The 22,079-nt window shown below is 36.6% G+C and carries 16 protein-coding genes and 2 pseudogenes; 6 read left to right on the top strand and 12 right to left on the bottom strand.

Annotated elements, in window-relative coordinates:
* Positions 1-23: 23 nt before the first annotated feature.
* The 3 genes from H4J67_RS18465 to H4J67_RS20880 are packed head-to-tail and all read right to left on the bottom strand — an operon-like array spanning position 24 to position 2,067.
* Positions 24-371 (bottom strand): diacylglycerol kinase, encoded by a 348-nt coding sequence (locus H4J67_RS18465; RefSeq protein ID WP_182173084.1) that lies wholly within the window; start codon positions 369-371, stop codon positions 24-26.
* Complete coding sequence (locus H4J67_RS20875) at positions 371-1,378, bottom strand: sulfatase-like hydrolase/transferase (RefSeq protein ID WP_310650642.1); 1,008 nt, start codon at positions 1,376-1,378, stop codon at positions 371-373. The genes H4J67_RS18465 and H4J67_RS20875 overlap by 1 nt, the downstream gene beginning before the upstream one ends.
* A 32-nt stretch (positions 1,379-1,410) precedes the next feature.
* Positions 1,411-2,067 (bottom strand): DUF1705 domain-containing protein, encoded by a 657-nt coding sequence (locus tag H4J67_RS20880; protein ID WP_259368673.1) that lies wholly within the window; start codon positions 2,065-2,067, stop codon positions 1,411-1,413.
* A 175-nt stretch (positions 2,068-2,242) separates the two neighbouring features.
* Here H4J67_RS20880 and H4J67_RS18475 point away from each other — a divergent pair, with 175 nt between their 5' ends.
* From H4J67_RS18475 to istA, 3 genes and pseudogenes are all read left to right on the top strand, one after another.
* Complete coding sequence (locus tag H4J67_RS18475; protein ID WP_259368677.1) at positions 2,243-3,010, top strand: DUF3108 domain-containing protein; 768 nt, start codon at positions 2,243-2,245, stop codon at positions 3,008-3,010.
* A gap of 979 nt (positions 3,011-3,989) precedes the next feature.
* A complete protein-coding gene (locus H4J67_RS18480; protein ID WP_182173077.1) occupies positions 3,990-4,832 on the top strand; it encodes a hypothetical protein in 843 nt (280 codons plus the stop codon).
* Between the two features lie 944 nt (positions 4,833-5,776).
* Positions 5,777-6,605: pseudogene (gene istA / locus H4J67_RS18485) on the top strand (IS21 family transposase); the annotation flags it as partial.
* A gap of 402 nt (positions 6,606-7,007) precedes the next feature.
* On the opposite strand, the gene H4J67_RS18490 reads toward istA, so the two are convergent.
* From H4J67_RS18490 to H4J67_RS18500, 4 genes and pseudogenes are all read right to left on the bottom strand, one after another.
* Positions 7,008-7,715, bottom strand: a complete 708-nt coding sequence (locus tag H4J67_RS18490) for a TetR/AcrR family transcriptional regulator (RefSeq protein ID WP_259368674.1) — start codon at positions 7,713-7,715, stop codon at positions 7,008-7,010.
* A 69-nt stretch (positions 7,716-7,784) separates the two neighbouring features.
* Positions 7,785-9,052: pseudogene (locus tag H4J67_RS18495) on the bottom strand (M20 family metallopeptidase).
* Positions 9,053-9,159: 107 nt separating this feature from the next.
* A complete protein-coding gene (locus tag H4J67_RS20885; protein ID WP_259368675.1) occupies positions 9,160-9,288 on the bottom strand; it encodes a hypothetical protein in 129 nt (42 codons plus the stop codon).
* A 399-nt stretch (positions 9,289-9,687) separates the two neighbouring features.
* Positions 9,688-9,918 (bottom strand): hypothetical protein, encoded by a 231-nt coding sequence (locus H4J67_RS18500; protein ID WP_182204642.1) that lies wholly within the window; start codon positions 9,916-9,918, stop codon positions 9,688-9,690.
* A gap of 353 nt (positions 9,919-10,271) precedes the next feature.
* On the opposite strand from H4J67_RS18500, the gene H4J67_RS18505 reads away from it, so the two are divergent.
* Both H4J67_RS18505 and H4J67_RS18510 read left to right on the top strand, forming a co-directional pair.
* Complete coding sequence (locus H4J67_RS18505; RefSeq protein WP_182204644.1) at positions 10,272-12,332, top strand: S9 family peptidase; 2,061 nt, start codon at positions 10,272-10,274, stop codon at positions 12,330-12,332.
* Between the two features lie 185 nt (positions 12,333-12,517).
* Positions 12,518-13,897: a M28 family metallopeptidase gene (locus tag H4J67_RS18510; protein WP_182173065.1), complete on the top strand. Its 1,380-nt coding sequence runs from the start codon at positions 12,518-12,520 to the stop codon at positions 13,895-13,897.
* 223 nt (positions 13,898-14,120) lie between these two features.
* Here H4J67_RS18510 and H4J67_RS18515 read toward each other — a convergent pair whose 3' ends face one another.
* From H4J67_RS18515 to H4J67_RS18535, 5 genes are all read right to left on the bottom strand, one after another.
* Positions 14,121-17,330, bottom strand: a complete 3,210-nt coding sequence (locus H4J67_RS18515) for an amidohydrolase family protein (protein ID WP_182204648.1) — start codon at positions 17,328-17,330, stop codon at positions 14,121-14,123.
* Between the two features lie 274 nt (positions 17,331-17,604).
* Positions 17,605-18,870, bottom strand: coding sequence for an amidohydrolase family protein (locus tag H4J67_RS18520; RefSeq protein ID WP_220463250.1), 1,266 nt, complete (start codon positions 18,868-18,870; stop codon positions 17,605-17,607).
* 81 nt (positions 18,871-18,951) lie between these two features.
* A complete protein-coding gene (locus H4J67_RS18525) occupies positions 18,952-20,289 on the bottom strand; it encodes an amidohydrolase family protein (protein WP_182204650.1) in 1,338 nt (445 codons plus the stop codon).
* Positions 20,290-20,726: 437 nt separating this feature from the next.
* Positions 20,727-21,017, bottom strand: coding sequence for an SIMPL domain-containing protein (locus H4J67_RS18530; RefSeq protein ID WP_182173310.1), 291 nt, complete (start codon positions 21,015-21,017; stop codon positions 20,727-20,729).
* A gap of 2 nt (positions 21,018-21,019) precedes the next feature.
* The gene (locus H4J67_RS18535) at positions 21,020-21,313 is read right to left on the bottom strand and encodes an SIMPL domain-containing protein (protein WP_182173056.1); all 294 of its coding nucleotides are present in this window, start codon (positions 21,311-21,313) and stop codon (positions 21,020-21,022) included.
* A 121-nt stretch (positions 21,314-21,434) separates the two neighbouring features.
* On the opposite strand from H4J67_RS18535, the gene H4J67_RS18540 reads away from it, so the two are divergent.
* Positions 21,435-22,079 (top strand): transposase (locus H4J67_RS18540; RefSeq protein WP_182204646.1); only part of this gene is annotated, 645 nt, incomplete at its 3' end.

Genomic DNA, 22,079 nt, shown 5'->3' on the forward strand with positions numbered 1-22,079 from the left:
TGCTAAATGCTAAATGCTAAATGCTAAATGCTAATGGCGACAATAAGGCTGATCATCACTGCTGCAGATCCTAAGTCTTTTGCAAGCCCCGACAATGGATGAATCTCTAAACCTACCCTATCAACAACAGCCTTTATGGCGGTATTTATTATTTCTGTAAATATAATAAAGAGAATCGCCAAGACTAATATCACTTGTTCTTTGAAGCTTATATCAAATAGAAAAGACAGTGGTATGGCAATAATAAGCAGTAAAAGCACTCGTCTAAACGCTGACTCATTGGCGTAAAGCCATTTAAATGCGCGTAGTGAATTTAAAGCTGCTAAATAGACTCTATACAACCCTTTGGGTTTATTTATATTGTCAAACATTAGTCTTGAATCTCCATTGATTTGTCTTGGGTTATAGTGGTGCGTGCTATAGCACCTTGTGATTTACACGTCAGAAAAGGGTCATTATCAATATAATATGCTTTTGTTCGCACTGACATAATACTAAGCAAAGTGTCAAAAACATTGTCATGAGTAACAGGTGATTTTACTAAGTTTTTCAAGCAATTAAGGTTGAAGTTATTTTGCATTGGGTCATTCCAATAGATCATAGGTACATGGGTTTGCTCCTCTGGAGCGAAGGTGTAGGGCAAGCCATGTAAATAAAGCCCATTCTCACCAAATGATTCGCCATGGTCTGAAATATAAAGCAAAGAAGTTTCAATATCATTTTTCTCAGCCACATGATTTAACTCATTAATAATTTTTGAGAGTACCAAATCGGTATAAGCGATAGTGTTGTCATAACTGTTAATAAGTTGCTCTTGTGTACAGTTTTTAATATCGCTGCGTTGACAATCTTGAGTGAAAATACGTTTGTTTTTAGGATAGCGTTTAAAATAAGTGGGTCCGTGAGAGCCAATCATATGCAGTATGATCATGGTGTTTTTATGGGTTAGTCCATTGAGCTTACTTTTTAAGGGCGCTAAAAGTGCTTCGTCGTAGCAGACCTCACCATCACACAAAGGGTTTGATTGGTTAGAGTCTATCTGTTTCGTTTTTACCCGCGTACAAACGCCTTTACAACTACCGTTATTATTACTTATCCATAAAACGTCAGCCCCCGCTAAGTGGATAATATCTACAACATTTTGTTGTGCCATCGCAACACGTTTGTCATAACCCGCTTTATTTAATCTTGAATACATACAGGGGACAGAAACAGCCGTTGCCGTTCCACATGAACTCATATTTGAGAATGAGACAACACCTTGTTTTTCGGTATATGGGTTAGTCCGTTTACTATAGCCATTTAGTGAAAAACTTTGCGCACGAGCTGTTTCTCCTAACACCATTACGGTGACACGCTTTTTCTGACTATTACGCACTATTGATGGTGTTGTATCTAAGACCTTAAATTCTAATGGTGGGTAAAAATAGTGATTTCGGACAATTTGAATGACAAAACCATCATTTTATAAGAGATGATGTAGGTAATAAGGTCTTTATTATTTCTGCCAACAGCCGCGTAATTTGAATAGAAAAAAACGCCTATTAAAAAGACAGAGATAAGACTTAAGCTAATGATTTTTAGTCGACTTAACAGTTCTTTTAACAAGGGCTTATAAATTAATTGTACCGAATAAATAATGAAAGAGGGGAGTAATCCAAAAAATATAAAAAATATAATAGCGTGAAAATTTATGTAGGACCACGCTTCAGCCGTGTCGGTTTCTATAGTATTTTTTACCATACCGTAATCAAAAACGATCTCGTATGAAATGGTGCCATAAAATACTAAAGCAGAACAAATGACCGTAGCGATTAACAAAGGTTTAGTTAACCATCTAAAAGAAAAAAGCCCTTGGATGATAATGGTCAAGGCTAATAGAAATATCGGCAATGGCACCAGAAAGAATAAATTATAGTTATCGAGCGCGGTAATAATCGTTGTGGATTTGATCAAAAAAGGCAAATTCAAGATCAGTGCTATGTAGCAACTGGTAAATAACAATAATTGATTCGTTGTTAATTTTATATTATTGAAATAAGAGATATATTTAATTCTTAAATTCATAAAAATACCTATGGGTTAGTGTCTTCATAGTAATTATACAAACTTAAGTTTCGCTTAGGCTAAACTGAAAATAGCCTTTAAGATAAAAATCAATTTACCTTGGACGTGATTTACGCTAAAAAGAGAACGTTTTACAGGTAATTTTTCTGCATCACCACAACAAGGTACTATTTTGATGTTTCTCTACTCTTATTTTTTACGCTCAACTTATATTCGAACTTATATATTGTCCTGTTTAGTTATGGTCAGTTGTTATGCACAAAGCACAGAAAAATCCACCGCAGCGAATAATGCGACTTTGGCAGAATATACTGCGCATTATACCGTTTATCGACAGGGTGATAAATATGGAACGGCAGAGCGGATGTTATCAAAAACTGCTGATAACCAGTATAAATTGACGTTTAAAACCGAGGCTTCAAAATATTTTTATGTGATTAATACCGAAGAGTCTAGTGAGTTTTCATATGATGACCAACAGATAGAGCCAATAAAATATATCAGCAAAGATCAGCGAACATTTAAGAAAACAAAAAATCAAACGATTGAATTCGATCATGCTAACCATCTTGTTTTAGGGAGCGATACCGCTGAACAATGGTCGCTTGCTTTAAAAGCTAATATACTCGACCCTTTATTAGTTATCGAAAAATTGAGCCATGACTTACAAAAAAAAGAACAGCATTTAGAATATTTTGTTTATGATGATAATTCAGTTAAAAGTTATATATTTGAATATTCAGGTAGAGAAAAAATTAAGACACCAATGGGGCTGGTTGATACGGTAAAGGTTTCTCGAGTAAAAACCAATAGCTCAAGAAAAACCCATTTTTGGTTAAGTGTCGAGCATAACTTTATTCCTTTTAGAGTAGAGCAAGAAAAAGAAGGTAAAGAAGTAGCAACACTCAAATTAAAAAAATTGATAATACCTGCCGTAATCTAGAAGCATCTTAAATAGGTGATTTTAGTGTTTACCTATTCGGTTAAAGTGTGACTAGATTAAAATTCAAGCCTCATTTTAGTCAAAAAGCGAAGAGCGTTTTGTTTTAAGCGGGCCTTATAAAAAGTAAGATTTGTAAATTGAGTCATATCATCTTGGCATTCGCCACTAAATCGATAACTTAGATAAAAGGTGGTCAGTGTTAAAAACATATTTATAACGAAACTGAACGACATTAGCATTTATTTCAATAATCGGTATTTCTGCTGATCCATTACTTTTTTGAATAATAACATCGGTTATGTCACCCAATTACATTAACACTTTCGATTATTACCATTTACTTCTGCGACTAAATAACATTGACCAGCTAATATTATTTAGGTTAACCAGCAACTTTCAGAAATAAATCATAATCATTTCAGAAAAAGAGCCATTAAGACTCATTATTATAATAGCAACTGTTCCGATTAAGCGACGTTAGCATCAATATATTTTTAGGCCATTGAGAATAATCATAAGTCATAGATCTCGATTTATCTTAACTGGCAACTAAACCACGAAAGGCGTCGTTCACATTTGAAATATTAACGATCACGTTGTGCGCATTGAAGACATTAGCTTTAAAATATTTGCTATAGATTTTCTAATGAATAATTACAACTTAGCAACACATTTTTTATGGAAATTTTGGTTTTAATAGTTTCTAATTTATTGACTTTATCGGTTATTAATGACACTTAAATATAAATTAAGGAATTACTGTTACGTATACATAGTAATATATTGAACTCACATGTATGACACTCCCAATTGAGATTTATGTAAGCTTCGAATTAGGAGGAAAGCAATTTGACTACAGTAGTGCTCTTAAAGTAGCATTAACCCTTAACTCTTAACTCTTAACTCTTAACTATTTAATAAAAAAGGATTTTCCATTAAAACATCTCATCTAATTTTCCCTTTCTCGGTTTTATTGTCAGTGCCAGTTTTTGCAGAATCAGAAAACAAGGCCATTCAACATGAATTACAATACGGTATTATCAATTTGGCTAGCCTTGCATTTATAGATGGGGATTGGTCTGAATTTCCAGTTGTCGGTGCCAGTTATAAATACTATTTTTCTCCTGTTGCCGATAATGAACAGCCTTATGATTTGCAATCCCACTTAGGCCGGTTCAGCTGGTTAAAAGTGAATTTAAATGCTCTGAACTATAATCCTAATTTGGCTGGCAAGTTATATTTCAGCCAACGTTGGAGCTTCGAAGCTGATTTTAGTTACCAACGCCATACCAATAAATACAGTTATACTGACCATAGTGGGGAATTTAGGACGAGGAAGTATGATGAAGATGAGTTACTCACAGACCTTGCTCTTAACTATACGGTTAACCAACAATTGACGCTAGGGTTTGGAATCCATAACTACTCTGAAAATAGTGAATATACTGATATTATTGATGATTATGTCAAATCCAAAAATTCTCAATATGACAGTGAGACTTTTGTTGCTATTAAAGCTAGATACACCAATGTTAATGAAGGCAAAGGTTTGGACATTACTTCCTCAATTTCGCATCATGAAGAACGAAATACGGCAAAAGTATTTGCTACCTTTTACACTGCTAAGCATAACGCTTATAAAGTTGGCTTAGTTTACTCAGATTTCACTGACGACTGGAATGATGAAACTTTATTTACTGTTTCGTTGGCACATCACTATTGGTTTTCGCAAACAACAGCGATTAAATACGGTGTATCTTGGATAAAAGTTGATGGTGATAATTTTGGCCTGTTTGATATAAACGGTACTTGGCGTTTTTAGCACTATCGCATTGTTAAAATACGCAGAAAGAGAAATTGAAGATTCTGGCTTCGTAATAATTGACTGAGTTGAAAGCGAAAACTGAGTCAATTGTATCGATTTTATATGATTTCTAGGCCTGACATCTAAATTTTTAGTAAGACCGTCCTCTTTTTTGAACGGAAAATATTATCAATACAAAATCTAATCCAACTTGTCCAATTAGATGTAATAACTAATGTATATTTTGTGGCATAAGTTATCGTACAGAGACAACATTTCATTGGCAGCAATGAGCTTGCAGGAGTCATAGCTCTAAATATATACAAGACCGGATTTAACAACACTGTTACTGGCTTTTGAGCGACCACAGTGGTCATTCACATAATTACATGACTATTACTGCGCACTAATTGAAACCCTTGATACTCTCTAGATCAAATGGATAGCATCATTTAAGGTACCATCAGGTCAATCTAACTTTCAATTTGAAATTTATTTAGGGTAGTTAAGTAACCATTAGTGACATATTATTATGTTTCTAATTACTTATCGGATAAAACAATGGTCTTAAGATTTCGTTTTTTGTTTTTATTATTTATTCATTTTTTCAAACGAACTATTGGTATCATGGATGCAAATATGCTGGAATTTCGTGTTTTATTTAATGATGTTGATATCAAGAGAATGAGCAGTGACAGATACCTACCCATTATGGAATTAACATTATTCTTCAAGCAGGCCTTCTGATGCATATTATTATACATCAGAAGGCCGAAACCATCTAAGCCGATCATCTAATACTATCGATCGCAATCACCCCATACTATCTATTCCGATCACTTTTTGGTCAAAATAGTATTGAGTAATCAACTTGAGTAGTATCGGTCCATTTTTGTACTTTTTGTCTAGGCAGTTGGTGTTTATAACCATTGTTATTTTCATTTTTTCTGATGAGAATGGCCATCCCAACGGCACCTATTTTAATTCGTAAACTTAAAGAAATTTTAATACTAAAATACGGATGTAAAATCAGTCATCTATTAGGCGACAATTAGCTTGGCTAGATCGCGACAAGCTTATCTTTTTCACCCCAATCGCGTCTAAATATGCCTGTAAATCAGCAGAAATAGATATTATTTGTTGGCCGCTTGATGAGAAGTGGGATGATCACTCTCTGCAACAAGCGTTTTTCAAAAAAGCCTCAATTAAAAGGCTTTACTATTCCTGATTGGTCGTTAGTTCAGCAAGAGCTTCGGCCTAAAACCATGACGTTGTTGCTGCTTCTGGAAAAATACAAAGAGCGACACGCGGAAGGTTTTTACAGTTACACTCACTTCTGCCATTATTATAAGGCATGGCTTAAATGCTAAAAACCTTTCATGCGACAAAATCATAAAGCAGGTGAAAAACTGTTTGTGGATTATTGTGGCCCAACCATGAGTATCGTTGATGGAAGTACAGGCGTTCGTTGCGGTCATGGTGGCATCAAATTATACCTATGCCGAAACGACTTATAGCCAGAAACTCGAAGATTTGGTGATGAGTCACGCCTATTTTTTTGAGTTCTTGGTGGTGTTCCTCAGCTGATCATTCCTGACAATCTTAAAAGTGCCGTCACCAAAGCCTGCCAATATGAGCCTGATTTAAACCCAACCTACCAACAACTAGCGACACATTACGATACAGTCATTTTGCCCGCTAGGCCCTTGTAAAACAAGGGATAAATCTAAGGCTGAAGTGGATGTGAAAATTTTTGAACGTTGGATGATGTCACACCTTCGCAATGAAACGTTAGAACACAAGCTGCCCATTGTAATAGCAACATCACATCACAAATAAATTCATCGCTAATGTAGCCGTCACAATGGTCACGCCAGACTGAACAAAAAAAATCGTGAGAAGCGGAAGAATAAGGAATAGATAAAATGCCCAACTACCTACATTTTGATAATCGTGAAGAAAAATTTTACCTATTAGACTCCCATATTTTGGACCAAATAAGAAAAAAAGATACTTAACAACGTGATAAAGAATGATAAGCCTAATAACGCAAAACCAAAATCAGCGCCCGCTCGCGTTGCTTGAACAATATGGGAAACACCAATACTCGTCGCAGTTCAAACAATGCTGAGCCCTAAAAGAGCGAAGTTCTTAGTTAATTCAATCGTATATGCGCTTTAATGCAACTTGTTTCTATATAGTCAAATAAGGCAATATTATTTTTGGTAGTTCAATAGAAAATTCGGCATCATCAATCTCACAGGCAATTGCGGGGGTTAGAGTTGGATAAAGAACCTTGTCTAAAAGACCGCTAATAATCATAAAAATAGCCACTTCAGCAACTTTTGATTGATCTTCTGCTGTAATTTCTTGTCTAAATCTTAATAAAATTTCGACCAAACGTCGGTAAATTACTTTGCGGTCCACTGATTTATCTGAATCAAGTAATTCTGAGTGGAGCCTTGAATTTAAGTGGAGTGTTCGAAATACACTTTTGCGTGTCGAAAGAAATTGATAGGTTTCAACGGATACCTTTTCTAAAGCTTCCTTTAAATTTGTAAATTCGATAAGTTCGAGGTTAGTGACCCATTGAGAGAGATCGTTACCAAAGTCTTGATAGAGTAGTGGCAATAATGATTCTTTGTCTTTAAATCGTCGGTAAAAGGTGCCTACGGATACGCCAGCACGCGCGGATAATTCTTTAATAGTGATGTGCTCGAAAAACTTGTCTTGGAGACAAAAATGTAAAGCGTTTAATAGTTTACGTTGTGTATCTTGGCTTCTTTGCTGTTTTGGCAAGAAAACATTTTTTGTTGGCATAGTTATCGCTATATATCCATTTAAGGTGAAACTAGTTGAATGATGCGATTTTTTAAGGAAAACAGCAATACCAAAATTCATTTGGGTAACTACTAGGGGTAATAATCCCAAATAATATTTTCATATTGCCATACACTTTACGGGCAAATACTATTTAGCTTGGGCCATATAGTCAAGGGTCAGTTGAGTCAATGTAGCAGTGCCCGTTTTAAATGAGGACTCGTCAGCAAAAAAATAAGGGGAATGGTTACTTGGTGCTGTTTTTTCGTCTTTATCACTTGGAGTTCCCCCTAAAAAAACGAATAAACCTGGTACCTCAAGGGCGTAAAATGAAAAATCTTCTGCACCGGTGATCTTAGGTATAATCATTACATTTTGCTTTCCGGCTGCTTTTTCCAAACTCGGTAACATTTGTGTGGTTAATTCTGGGTTGTTAATTCTGGGTTGTTTATCGTAACAGGGTAACCTTTGAAAATATTAACATCGGCCTTTGCTCCTGACGAGGCAGCAATATGCGTTGCCGTTGTTTTAATTTTTTCAAAAATTTGTTGCCTATTATCCATGTCAAAGTTACGAATAGTACCTATCATTTCGACATTTTCAGGAATAATATTATTACGCACACCACCCGAAATTTTACCAAAAGAAACGACAGCAGGTTCTTTGGTAATATCAATATGACGACTAACAATGAGGTTCACACCATTAACAATTTGAGCCGCCGCTGCAATGGGATCGACGCCGTTCCAAGGTGTAGAACCATGTGTTTGTTCACCATGGACATTAATTTCAAACCTATCTGCACTAGCCATAAATGGGCCACTTCGATAACCTATAGTTCCGGAAGGCAGGCTAGATGTTATATGTAAACCAAAAGCAGCATCAGGTTTATAACGTTTAAATATTCCTTGCTTTAACATCAGTTCAGCGCCACCTTCTTCACCTTTAGGTGCACCTTCTTCTGCGGGTTGGAATACAAACATGACATTACCATTGAGTTGATCTTTCATGCCAGCTAGTACTGAAGCTGTTCCCATCAACATGGCAACATGGGTGTCATGGCCACAGGCGTGCATAATACCGACATCGACACCGCGGTAGTTAGTTGTTTTAGTTGACTTAAAAGGTAAATCGACCTTTTCTGTTACCGGTAAAGCATCCATATCGGCACGAAGCATTACCGTAGGGCCTGGCTTTGAACCTTTCAAAATCCCAACAACACCGGTATAGGCAATATTGGTTTCCACTTCCATGCCAAGGCTTCTCAAATGCTCTGCAACTATGCCAGCGGTGCGAAATTCACGGTTTCCTAGCTCAGGATTTTGGTGAAAATCACGGCGCCATTCAATAACTTTATGTTCAACATTTTTAAGTAGTTCTTTCGGGCCTGTCGCAGCCTTAGCACCAAATGAAGACATTAATCCTAAAGCAACACAACAAGATATTACTGATTTTTTCATGTTTATTCCTTTTAATTTATTATTAGTATTATGATTTATTTTAAGTGATATTAACCGTTTTTGGATTAATGTGAGCCAACAATCGACTTAGTCGTTGCCGGTATTTTTTCTATGTTATAGCCTATGCCGCCTTTAAAAACGACTGACCTATCACGAATAGCCGATGGATCTTTTGATAAGTCACCATCAACCAAAACTAAATCAGCACGTTTTCCTGTTTCATAGAGCCAATTAGATTTTCACAATGTAAATATTTAGCGGTATTAAGCGTAGATATTTCAATGGATTCTTCCACGCTAAAACCTGCTTATACAAGCAATTCAACAACCCGTTGATTAGAAAAACCAGCAATAACAACACTAAAAACTGTTGGATCCGTTCCTACCATTAATTTTCTGTCAGCTTCAATAAATATCTTTCAAGCTTCATCATCTTTTTAAAGATAATAGACCAAGTAGCATGTTCTTGGTTGGCTATTTTTTCCAAAATTGCTTCGTATTGATAGCGTACTTGTGGAATAAGGACATCAAGTGCTTTAGGCTAAGCTTTTGGGCGGCCTTTAGTATAGATTTCAAAGACAGTTAATATTGAGGTTAACGCAACCTCTTTTTTATCAAAAATTCAATAAGGTCGTTAACTTCTTTAGAGTCTATATCAAGATCTACTAGCGATTGGTGTGATACTTTATAACTTGGGCATTCATCTTTAACTTTTCCTTTAACAACATCTGTTGAGGCAAAAAAGCCATGTTCTAAATTATCAATACCAAGTTCAGCTGCTTCTCTGTAGGTGATAGAACATAAGTCACTGTCATTTGCATACAACTGTAACTAAGTAAAAGTGGCTAACAAGCATATGGCTTGAGCTGCTGATAAATTCTTTGTGAAGATATTTTTTTTCATTCTGAACTGCTCATTATAAATTCACTAATCGCTTTTTATACTAACGAGTAATTATCAAAATGTTCGATAAATTAAGATTCACATTTTGATAGATGCACCCGTCATTGGTTATTTAATTGTGAACTACTCTGCACTAAAGTACCCAGTTTTCTCGACGGTGCTGATAAATGTAAATCTAAATTCACATAATTTTGTAATTTAAATAAATTATGTTAATTTAGCTTAGAGTTCAATCATGAATAATAGGGTTAAAGCTACCCGTTTAAGGAATAATAATGAAGGAAAACATTTGGGTAGCAGTAATAATTGCGCCGCTATTTTCAACAATGACCTTTGCTAAAGTCGAGCCTGTATTACAACTAGAAGATGTTTTTACACTGGAGTATGCTTCTGGACTTGCTATAAATGCTGGCGGTGATGAAGTCTATTTTGTTCGTAACTATATGGATATTCATAGTGATAAAAAACTTGGCAACATTTGGAAAGTTGACAAGAAAAAAAACTTAACTCCGGTAACTAATGGTCTTCATGTTGATTATTCGCCAAAGCTTTCTCCTGATAATACAAAACTAGCTTATATTTCTACGGCGAGTGGTAAATCTCAAATACATATGAAGTGGTTGCAAACAGGTAACGCTGGACAATTGAGTCACTTCACTAACGCACCTTCAAATCTAAGTTGGTCGCCTGATGGAAAACATTTAGCTTTCTCAATGTTTGTTGATAGTGAAACAAAGAGTGTTGTATCACTGCCAGGTATGCCTAAAGGAGCAAAATGGGCTAAGCCAGCGGTGTATATTGATGACATGTATTATCGCTTTGATGGTGCAGGTTATAATAAAGCAGGTAATAGCCATATTTTTGTTATGTCAACTGATGGGGGAAATGCACGTCAACTTACAGAGGGTGAGTTCAATCATAATGAAAAAGTTAGTTGGAGCAAAGATGGAAGCAAATTATATTACTCAACCAACAAACGTTTAGATAAAGATCTAGAATGGACAGATAGTAATATTTACTCTGTGGATATTGAAACGCAAGAAGTTAACGTATTAACAGATCGTAATGGACCTGATTCAAGCCCTATTATCTCGCCTAATGGTAAGTTGATTGCGTATTTAGGCTCTGATCAGCACTATAAAAATTACGAAAACACTGAACTTTATATCATGAATATTGATGGTTCAAATAAACATTCTATTACTGAAAATTTAGACCGTTCAATTAATAACATTCAATGGGCTAAGAACAGCAAATCCGTTTTAATGAGTTATCAAGATAAAGGAGAAACTTATGTTGCTTCTCAATCGTTGAGTGGCAAACGAAAAATTGTTGCGAGACAGTTAGGCGGACTCTCTTACGGTAGACCATATAATGGCGGTGAATTTGTTGTTTCAGAAGATGGAACTGTTGCTTTTACTTTTTCGAATCCTCAACGCCCTGCGGATATAGCAATAATGAAAAAGGGTAAAACAACCCTACTAACTACACTTAATGAAGATGCATTAGGTTATAAAACTCTAGCTAGTATAAAAGAAATTAATACCAAATCTTCATTTGATAAACGCAATATTCAAGCTTGGATTGCTTACCCTCCAGGGTATGATACGGCTAAAAAAGCGGGTAAAAAGTTTCCTTTGATCCTAGAAATTCATGGTGGTCCAGTCACAAATTATGGACCTCATTTTTCTGCAGAAATTCAACTTATGGCAGCGAAAGGCTATGTCGTAGTTTATGCTAACCCAAGAGGAAGTGATAGCTACGGTAAAGAATTCTCTCAAACCATTCATAATAATTATCCAAGCCAAGATTATGATGATTTAATGTCCGTTGTTGATAATGTTATTAAGCAAGAAGCTATTGATGATGAGGCATTATTTGTAACAGGTGGTTCTGGTGGTGGTGTTTTAACGGCGTGGATTATTGGCCACACTGACAGATTTAAAGCTGCTGTGGTCGCTAAACCTGTAATCAATTGGATTAGCTTCGTACTGACCACTGATATTTATCCTTTTGTTATTAAAAATTGGTTTAACAAAATGCCATGGGAAGACAGCGAGCACTATATGAAGTTATCACCTATTAGTTATGTTGGTAATGTCAGTACACCTACCATGCTACTAACAGGGGAAGCAGATCAACGAACACCCATTGCTGAAACTGAACAGTTTTATCAAGCGCTTAAATTACGTGATGTTGATACAGCCATGGTAAGAATACCAGACGCTTATCATGGTATTTATAAACGCCCTAGCAATTTAATGTCTAAAGTTGCTCATATATTATGGTGGTTTGAGCAATATAAAACGACTCCGAAATCAAAGGGAGGTTATTGATTACTAATATAAAGTAGAGGTGATGAACTAAATGCAAAATAGTAATCTCTTAGTTCTTTAATCATCATAGTTGTGTCGCCATTGGTTATTGAGATAGTGATTTCCTTTAATCAATGATGATATTTTTCAATCAGTTGTCAGGTGAAAATATACATTTTTTCCTTTGTAATAAGCGAGTTTAAAATATGCGGAATTTATACCCTATAGCGGCGTGTAGCTTAATCGTCTCAGCATTAACGATTACTTCGGCGTTAGCTGAAGTTAAATACACGGATCAAGTAAAGCTACATCAAATAGCTGAGCAGGTATCAGCTGATAATATCGAAAAAGACATTAGGAAACTCGTCGGCTTTGGCACCAGACATACTTTATCAGAAACTCAATCTGAATCACGCGGTATCGGCGCTGCAAGACGTTGGATTAAATCTGAATTTGAAGCTATTTCGAAGGCTTGCGGAGAGTGTCTTGAGGTGTATTTTCAACGTGATGTGATATCGGGTGAAAAACGTATACCAGAGCCTACCGAAGTGGTGAGTGTCATCGCGATATTGAAAGGTAAAACGGATGATAATCGCTATGTAATTATGTCAGGCGATATTGATTCTCGTGTTAGTGATCCTATGAATGCTACCTCAGACTCTCCGGGCGCCAATGATAATGCTTCAGGTGTTGCAGGCGTTTTGGAAGCGGCAAGAGTACTATCAAAACATGAATTCAATGGCTCAATTGTGTTTGCTGCCTTAGCTGGTGAAGAGCAAGGGCTCTTTGGCGGTAAAATTATGGCTAAGCAAGCGCAAAAAGATGGTTGGCGAATTAAAGCGGTACTAAATAATGATATGATCGGCAATATTGAAGGGATTAATGGCGTTATTAATAATACAACCGCAAGAATATTTGCTGAAGGCACTCGCCAAAAAGAAACACAAAAGCAGGCAACTAAAAGACGTTTTACAGGGGGAGAAGTCGATTCACCTACTCGTAACTTAGCTCGTTATATTGACTGGATGGCAGATAGGTATATTCCTAATTTAGACACTATGATGGTTTACCGTTTAGATAGATTTGGACGTGGTGGACACCACCGTCCGTTTAACGACCTTGGTTATCCTGCGGTTCGAATTATGGAAACGAATGAGAACTACAACCGACAACATCAAGACCTTAGAACAGAAAATGGTGTCAACTATGGCGATACTATCGACGGTATCAACTTTAACTATGCGGCAAAACTTACGGCACTCAATGCAGTTTCTTTAGCTGGCATGGCATGGGCTCCTAATCCACCCGTTAACGTTGAAATAAGCGGAGCAGTGCAACCCAGTACTAAACTTGCTTGGGCAAAGGCAAATAAAAATGAAAAAAGTATTATTGCAGGCTATAAGATTTACTGGCGATTAACGGATGCTTCACAATGGCAAAACAGCCGTTTTGTTGGTAATGTAACAGAATACACTTTGGAAAATATTGTTATAGATAATTACTTTTTTGGCGTGGTTAGTGTCAGTAAAGATGGCTTTGAAAGCCCTGTTGTTTTTCCTGGTGATGCGGGTTCATTTGGTAACTAGAACATCCATAGTTACTATATATTCAGCGAAAGAAAATACGTTAACCTATAAGTTAAACTCAATAGTGTCGACTATTTTGAAAAGTGGTGAATAATATCGCCCACCATTTTTTGCTGTTTTTTATCACAATCCAGGTGATTTTAACGCTAGTTCATCTTTATAAACATAAAAAAGCCTTGTTTTTTATTAAAACAAGGCTTTCACATTCATATTAAATTATCTATTATTTTTCGAAATAAAACTTATTACGTTTATTATCGTAGTTACCAATTTCATTCATAGTATTAGCATCGTATAGACGACCATTTACCATGGTATGGGTAATACGGTCACTTAAACGGATGTCTTTTGTTACATCACCATCAACTACGATGATATCAGCTAATTTACCGACTTTAAGTGAACCTAACTGATTGTCTAAACCTAAAGTTTCAGCAGACGAGATAGTTGCGGTTCTAATCGCTTCTAGTGGTGACATACCACCTTGCGCCATCATCCACATTTCCCAATGCATCCCTAAACCTTCACGTTGACCATGACCACCAGCATTAACCTTAATACCTAAATCTTGCATTTCTTTCGCTACTGTTGCCACATTTTTATGGTTGTAATGATGCTCTGGTGCCGTAGTGCGTCGCATGGTGCGCGGGTCTAATATTTCACTGGGTACATATTTACTTAACAGTGGATGTTTCCACACTTCTGTTTTGTCGTACCAGTAATGCTCTCCCCAAATACCACCGTAGGCGACAATAAGTGTTGGCGTGTATGCCATTTCGGATTGTGACCAAAGTTGCTTCACATCGTCATACACCTTTTCCGTCGGAATTGAATGCTCTAAGGTTGTGTGACCATCAACAATCATTGATAAGTTATGTTGTAAAAGTGAACCACCTTCTGGCACGACCATCATTTTCAATTCACGTGATGCTTGGATGAATTGTTGACGTTGGTCACGACGAGGTTGGTTATAACTTTTAACACTAAATGCACCTGCTGATTTTAAACGCTCAACGTGGAATTTAGCATCATCAAGGCTATCAACATGCGAGGTATAACCAGCAACTGTTGCACCGTACAAAATTGTACCGGTTGAAAATAAACGTGCTGAGGTGATTTTACCCGCTTTTTGCATTTCACTTGCGGCAAAAAACTCCGTGGTATCATTTGACGGGTCATGAATTGTTGTCACACCTAGTGCCAAACCTGCGTAGTTTTTCCAGTTTTGCTGTGGAATAATTTCACTGCTCGCCTGTGGGCCATGAGCATGTGCATCAATTAAGCCTGGCATTATGGTTTTACCAGCAACATCAATAACTTTAGCACCACTTGGAACATTAACCTGCTCTTTGGTGCCAACGGCTTTAATGGTATTGCCTTCAACGATAACAATACCGTTTTCAATAACTTGTTCACCTTCCATTGTGACCACGGTTCCACCAACAAAAGCAACAATACCTGATGGTTTATCTGCTTTTTTCTTGTAGCTTAAGTTAGTCACTTTAGGCTTGGTTTTATCTACTTTGGTGTCAGTATTTTTACTCTTTTCAGTTTTTTTATCTTCAACCTTGGCAACAATATCAAACGCACCAATAACGGGGGCTTGATATAAATTCGCGCCTAAACTCCAATGAAGTTCGTCTGATTTACCGTTCCAACTAATGCCTTCACCTGCACGCATAGAAAGTTGTTTAACAGGTAAGTTTTTAGCTTTTGGGCCAATATCGATCACATCACCACGTTCTACCATAGGGGTAACAAACACTTTAAACCGCTCTGTAAACGCTAAATTCTTGCCGTCTGGTGATACTTTATACTCGGTGGAAAATTTACCTTGGTATAGTTTTTTCTCATTCTGTCCGTCTAAATCAATACGCGTTAAGCTTGGCTTTTCACTATCACGAATAACGTAAATACGGTCATTTTTACTACCAAAGTGTGGTTGTAAGCCTGATTCAGTAATTAATGTAGCTTTGCCACCTTTAGCAGATACGTGATAAATACCTGGGTTTAAACCCCATTTAGGATCGGTAATATAACCGCCTGACACTTTACGGAACACAACCGTTTTACCATCAGGAGAAAAGCTCGGTTCAATATATTTACCAGGCTCTTTTGTTAAAGCTTTACCTTTACCACCACGTGCTGAAACAACACGCAATTGGCCTTGGCTTTTGTCATTCCATGTGGCGTAAACAATTTTTTTGCCGTCACGTGAATAACTAGGGTTCAGTTCAAAATGATTTTTTTGACGAGTTAAACGCTTTGGCTTTCCGTCCGGTAAGCTACGAGTATAGATATGACCCATAGATTCAAACACGACACTTTTCCCGTTAGGCGATACTTCAACGTCACGCAACATTTTCACGTCAAATATGTCTTGGTTAACATCTTGTTGAAAACGTAAAGCAGTTTGAATTTTCTTTGTTGTTTTTACATGGAATTCAATGTTTTCAGATTTTTTACTGGCAACATTTAATTTATTAATTTTACCGCCAGCCCAGAAAATCATTTCTTCACTGTCAGGTGTCCAAGCAATGGTTGGGTAAACACCATGAATCGCCCATGTTTCTTGCATATCACGTTCTAACTTTCCGTATATTTCGGTCTGTTCACCGCTTTCAAGGTTATATAGATAAAGTTTTGATTGGAAATCATCACGGCTAATAAACGCTAAATGCTTGCCATCTGGTGATGGAGTAGGACGAATAGCACCACCCGTACCAGAAATAACCACTTTAATTTCACCGCTTTCTAAGTCAAGGCGCTTAATTTTGTAAAAGCCTTTGGTGGAATCTTTACTGTAATGAAAGGTTTTGCCTGGGGAAGTGTCTTGTGAAAAATATACATATTTACCGTCGTGTGAAAATGCTGGCTCGCCTAAATCTTTTTGTTGATCTGGGCGTTTAGTGAGCATTACACCACTACCGCCAGTTTTGTGGTACATCCATACTTCACCTGCACCTAGCGAGCGACTACCTGTAAAGTGTTTGCGACCGACAATATAATTACTGTCTGGTGACCAAGCCGGACTATTAAGTAATCGGAATGTTTCTGAACTTACCGCTTTAGCATTACTACCATCTGCATTCATCACCCATAGGTTATCGCCACCATCTTCATCTGATGTAAAAGCAATATATCTTCCGTCAGGGCTAAACGTAGGTTGCATTTGCCATGCAATATCGGTCATGAAAGGCTTAGCTTCGCCGCCGGTAATAGGCATGCTATAAATATCACCTAATAGGTCAAATATAATTGTTTTACCATCAGGACTAATATCTACGTTCATCCATGTCCCCGTACGAACATCAATGTTCGCCGTTTTGAACTCTCCTTGCGGGGCGTTAACTGACCAGCTAGGTTTTTCATCTTTTTTACCCGATGTTTCTTTTTCAAATGCGCTACTTTGAGACGCTGGAAATAGCATCATCATCGATAGTGCAAGAGAAGATAGTTTTGGTGTTTTAATTAACATTTAACTTATTTTCCTTTTATACGAAATGTTGTCTTTTTTTAAATTAAGTACGTTATAAATTTATTTAAAAGATAATTATTTAAAGTTAAGTAACCGCTGTACTATGATGGAGTTTATCCAGCACTACAATTAAGCATTAGATTATCGTTTTAATAATAATGATTTAGTAACTATATTTACCTCTCGCCTTATGGTTGACAACACATTAAGGCAAGAAAAAATCTCGTTATTATTGTTTGTAGATAACGCCGTCTTTCATTACAAAGGTTACATTTTCCATCAAGGAAATGTTATTAATCGGGTTGCCGTCAACCGCAACAATATCGGCTAAATAACCTGATTTAATTTGTCCCAAAGAACCCTGTTGCTGAAGTAAAGTAGCGCTGTTGATAGTTGCTGCTTGAATGGCTTGCATTGGTGTCATGCCATAAGTCACCATACGTGAGAATTGCCTTCCGTTGTCACCATGTGGGTAAATAGCAGCGTCTGATCCAAATACCATTTTCACACCCGCTTTTGTTGCCCTGCGGAAGCTTTCACGTTGTGCTTTTGAAACCATTTTTTCTTTATTAATATTTTCTTCAGGCACACCATTGGCCGCACCAAACTCTAATGTGTATTCTGTGTTGTAAATATCGCATGACATGTAAGTCCCATGTTTTAATGCCAACTTAATTGCTTCATCATCTAAGAAACTACAATGCTCTATTGAGTCTATACCCGCGCGAATGGCTGCTTTTATACCGCTAGTACCATGTGCATGTGCCGCGGTGATTAAACCACGTAAATGCGCTTCATCAACGGCCGCTTTCATTTCTTCTTCGGTTAACTGTTGAATACCAACTTTAGTACCTTTAGAAAAAACACCACCTGTAGCACAAACTTTAATGGTATTTGCGCCATACTTAATGTTTTCTCTTACTTTCGCTCTTACCGCCCAAGGGCCGTTTGCTACTCCACCGGAAATGCTTTTTGCCTCAGGAGGAGAAAAATTATCATCACAATGGCCACCAGTAATGCTAATCGAATGACCCGCAGCCCAAATACGAGGACCAGGTACTTCACCAGCATTAATACCATCACGAACTCCAATAACAGAATATCCTGAAGCACCTAAATTTCGTACCGTAGTAAAGCCAGCCAGCAAGGTCTTTTTTGCATTTTTTACTGCTTTTACCGTTTGACGCGGTACTGAGTTGCCTTTTGCGGCTAAAAAATTATCTTCGGCATCACTATTTAAATGTACGTGCATATCCATCAAGCCCGGCATTAATGTTTTGCCTTTTAGGTTAATAATGCTAGCACCTTGTTCGGTTTTCACTTTTCCTTGTTTACCCACTTGGACAATTTTATTGCCGTCTATTAAGACCGCGACATTTTTTATTATTTCACCATTTTTTACATCAAGATAAGCGCTGGCATTAATTAATGTTTGTTGAGCATAAGTATTCGAAACTGCGAGTAGTACAGTAGCGACACCAAGTAATTGAAACAATTTCACGATATATTCCTATTTATTGTCGTTATTAATATTAACCAGACTGTAGGTTAACTCTGTTAAGTTCGTAATTCTTTATTATTGTTGCTTATAAACTTTACCGCCTTTCATAACAAAACTTACATCAAGTAACGCTTTAATATTTTTTAATGGACTAGTATTAGTCGCGATGATATCTGCAAATTTTCCGGGTTCTATTGTGCCTAATTTATCACTCATTCCGATAAGATCTGCACTATTAACAGTGGCAGATTTTAAGATTTCTGACGTAGACATTCCCGCTTGGTGCATTAGAACAGCTTCTTGAGCATTGATGCCGTGTTTTGACACGTCACTGTCAGTACCAAAAGCGATTTTCACACCAGCTTTGTAAGATATCTCAAAATTTGCCAGCATATCAGCACCAACACGAATGGCTTTTGCCCTAATAGGCAAAGACATAAAGTCAGATGTTTCCGCCATATTTACAACCGTTGCTCCAGCAAGTAGCGTAGGTACTAAGTAGGCACCTGATTGTTTAAATAGTTTGATGGTTTCTTTATCAGCGTAGCTACCATGTTCAATACTATCTACACCCGCTCTTAATGCTGCATTAATGCCTGCTGTAGCGTGTGCATGGCTTGCAACTTTACGGCCTAAGTCATGGGCTGTATCGACAATTTCTTTTAATTCATCATCGGTCATTTGTTGACCCGTACCTGTATTTGTATCTGATAATACCCCACCAGTTGAGGCCACTTTAATGGCATCTGCTCCATATTTAATCGCTTGACGGGTCATTTTTCGACATTCAAAAGGTCCATCACAAAGTGTTTTTGGTGATTTCATTGCCAATAAGTCAGGTGCCATACCATCAGTATCTAAATGCCCACCGGTAATCGATATTCCTGCTGCTGCAATTATACGTGGACCTTCAATCCATCCTTTATTGACACCATCTCTCAATGCATACATTTGCTCTGATTCACTCAATAAATCGCGCACAGTAGTAAAACCGGCCATCAACGTTTTTTTTGCGTAATGTACACTTTTCATAGCAATATCGGCATTAGATAACTTGACTGTATCTTTGATATTGTCAGGACCAAGCTCCATTTGTAAATGAACATGCATATCCATTAATCCGGGCATAACAAAGCTATTAGATAAATCGATAAAAATTGCATTTTTATCAACTGTTTTTGCGTCAACAAAGCCTTTTTTTACAGCGAAAATTTCTCCATCTTTAACAATAATGGTTTGCTTTTTTAAAGGATACATACCAGGCACAGAAAGGAGTTCGCCAGCATGTATTACTTGAGTAGAAGCTATAGCTGACTGATTTAACAGTGATGATAAAACTAGAGCAAGCAGAGTTGGGAGTGGTTTTATTGTTATTTGTAATCCATATTTAGTGCTTTTTATTTGGTTCACCATGTTCATTATTCAACAGTTTTTTTCTTTTGATTTGTTTAAAAATAGAGACGCATTAGTGTGATAAAACGGATTGTCTTAGTTACTAATATACCTAATACAAATAAAATGTAAATTCACATCAACTTGTAATTTAAATAAATATTTAATAACTGTTTTAAAAGTGAAAAAGTTACAGAATAATGAAATACTGTAGTCTGTTAGTTACTTGCAGGAATGGATATACGTTTTATTCGTTTTTTTCATTATAAGTGACTAATTAAAAGTTCCAGAGCAGTAGAGTTTTTAAAAAATCATCGCACCAACGTTTAAAGACTGTCTCTTATCCATCACAATTACCTCACTAGAGTTCTATGATATATTCCCAATGCAATCCCTGCTAATACATAGGTGCTAGGAGCTGAAGGTCTTGAAAAAAGTAAATAGGTGTCGTTGTTTTTTTAATAATTAATATCAGCCAGCATTAATGTACATTTGGCAATATGATCCAATGCAAAAACGGAATTTATTTTAACACCTAAACCAAGCGCCATATTTTTAGCTTTTTGTTTAGCTTTTTTCGATGCCTCTTTAATTAATTCAACTTCGATTTCATCTTTCTTTGAAAAATCAAAATAACTCTCGATATCTTCAACATTATTGCTATCCATCAACTCATTAGTTAACTTAGAATAAATTTTCAAATCATTAATGGTAACTTTAAATTTTTGAATAAATTCATAACCTAAAATAGCTAAACCATGATACTCATTGCCTGTTTATTAATTTCAAATGATTTTATCTCTGTTTCTAAAATGCCATTAGATTTTAAGATGATTACTACATCATTTGATGTTTTGTTTAATAATGATTTAGCCAAAGTAGCTTGTTTGTTAAATGTCACGACATAAAACTCTAAGGTTGTTATGTCAGGTTCAACTTTTATGACACTTTTATCTGTGACAGTAACAAATGGAAAATCAGGCATCGTAGATGCATTATTAAATCCTGAGAATATAAAAATAAAAATTATGACTGTAAGTTTCACCAAACTCTCCTTAAAAATATAGACACAATGACTCCCCACGAGGTGCTAGCCTCTGAACGTGGGTTAGTTTTACAAACCAGAGCCATACTATATGTGTCAACAATATAAAAAAGAGGCTAGCATGATAAAACATAACATACTTTTCATTGGCTTAGATACCCATAAAACATTTACTAAAGTCGCTTATATTGAAGACCAGCGCGGCGCTAAGTCAGTTCATTTAGGTAAAATACTCAGCAATAAAGCCGCCTTTAAAAAACTCGTACGACAATTACAGTCAAAATATCCTGACGCTACGCTCCATTTTTTTTACGAAGCCGGTCCTTGTGGCTATTGGATTTATCGCTTTTTCACCAGCCTTAATCATTGTTGCTATGTCATCGCTCCTTCGCTTATCCCTAAAAAACCAGGAGATAAAATCAAAACCGATAAACGTGATGCGCTCAAACTTGCAAAGCTGCTCAAGTCTGAAGACTTAACATCTATCTATGTCCCTGAGCCCGAAGATGAAGCCGTACGTGATTTATCCAGAGCCCGTGAAACAGGCATGAAAGACTTAAAAGAGGCTAAATATCAACTTAAAGCATTGTTGTTACGTAGCAACATTAACAGCAAAATAAAAGATAACTGGTCATTACAGTATTTGCGTTGGCTCGCTGAATTAGTGCTACCTCATCCTTGTCAGCAAATTGTTTTGCAAGAAGCCGTTTCAACCATTACCGAAAGGTTAAAACGTTTAAAAAGGCTGGATAATGAATTAACCCAT

This window comes from Colwellia sp. BRX10-4 (assembly GCF_014077465.1).
In the GTDB taxonomy this organism is placed as follows: Bacteria; Pseudomonadota; Gammaproteobacteria; order Enterobacterales; family Alteromonadaceae; genus Colwellia_A.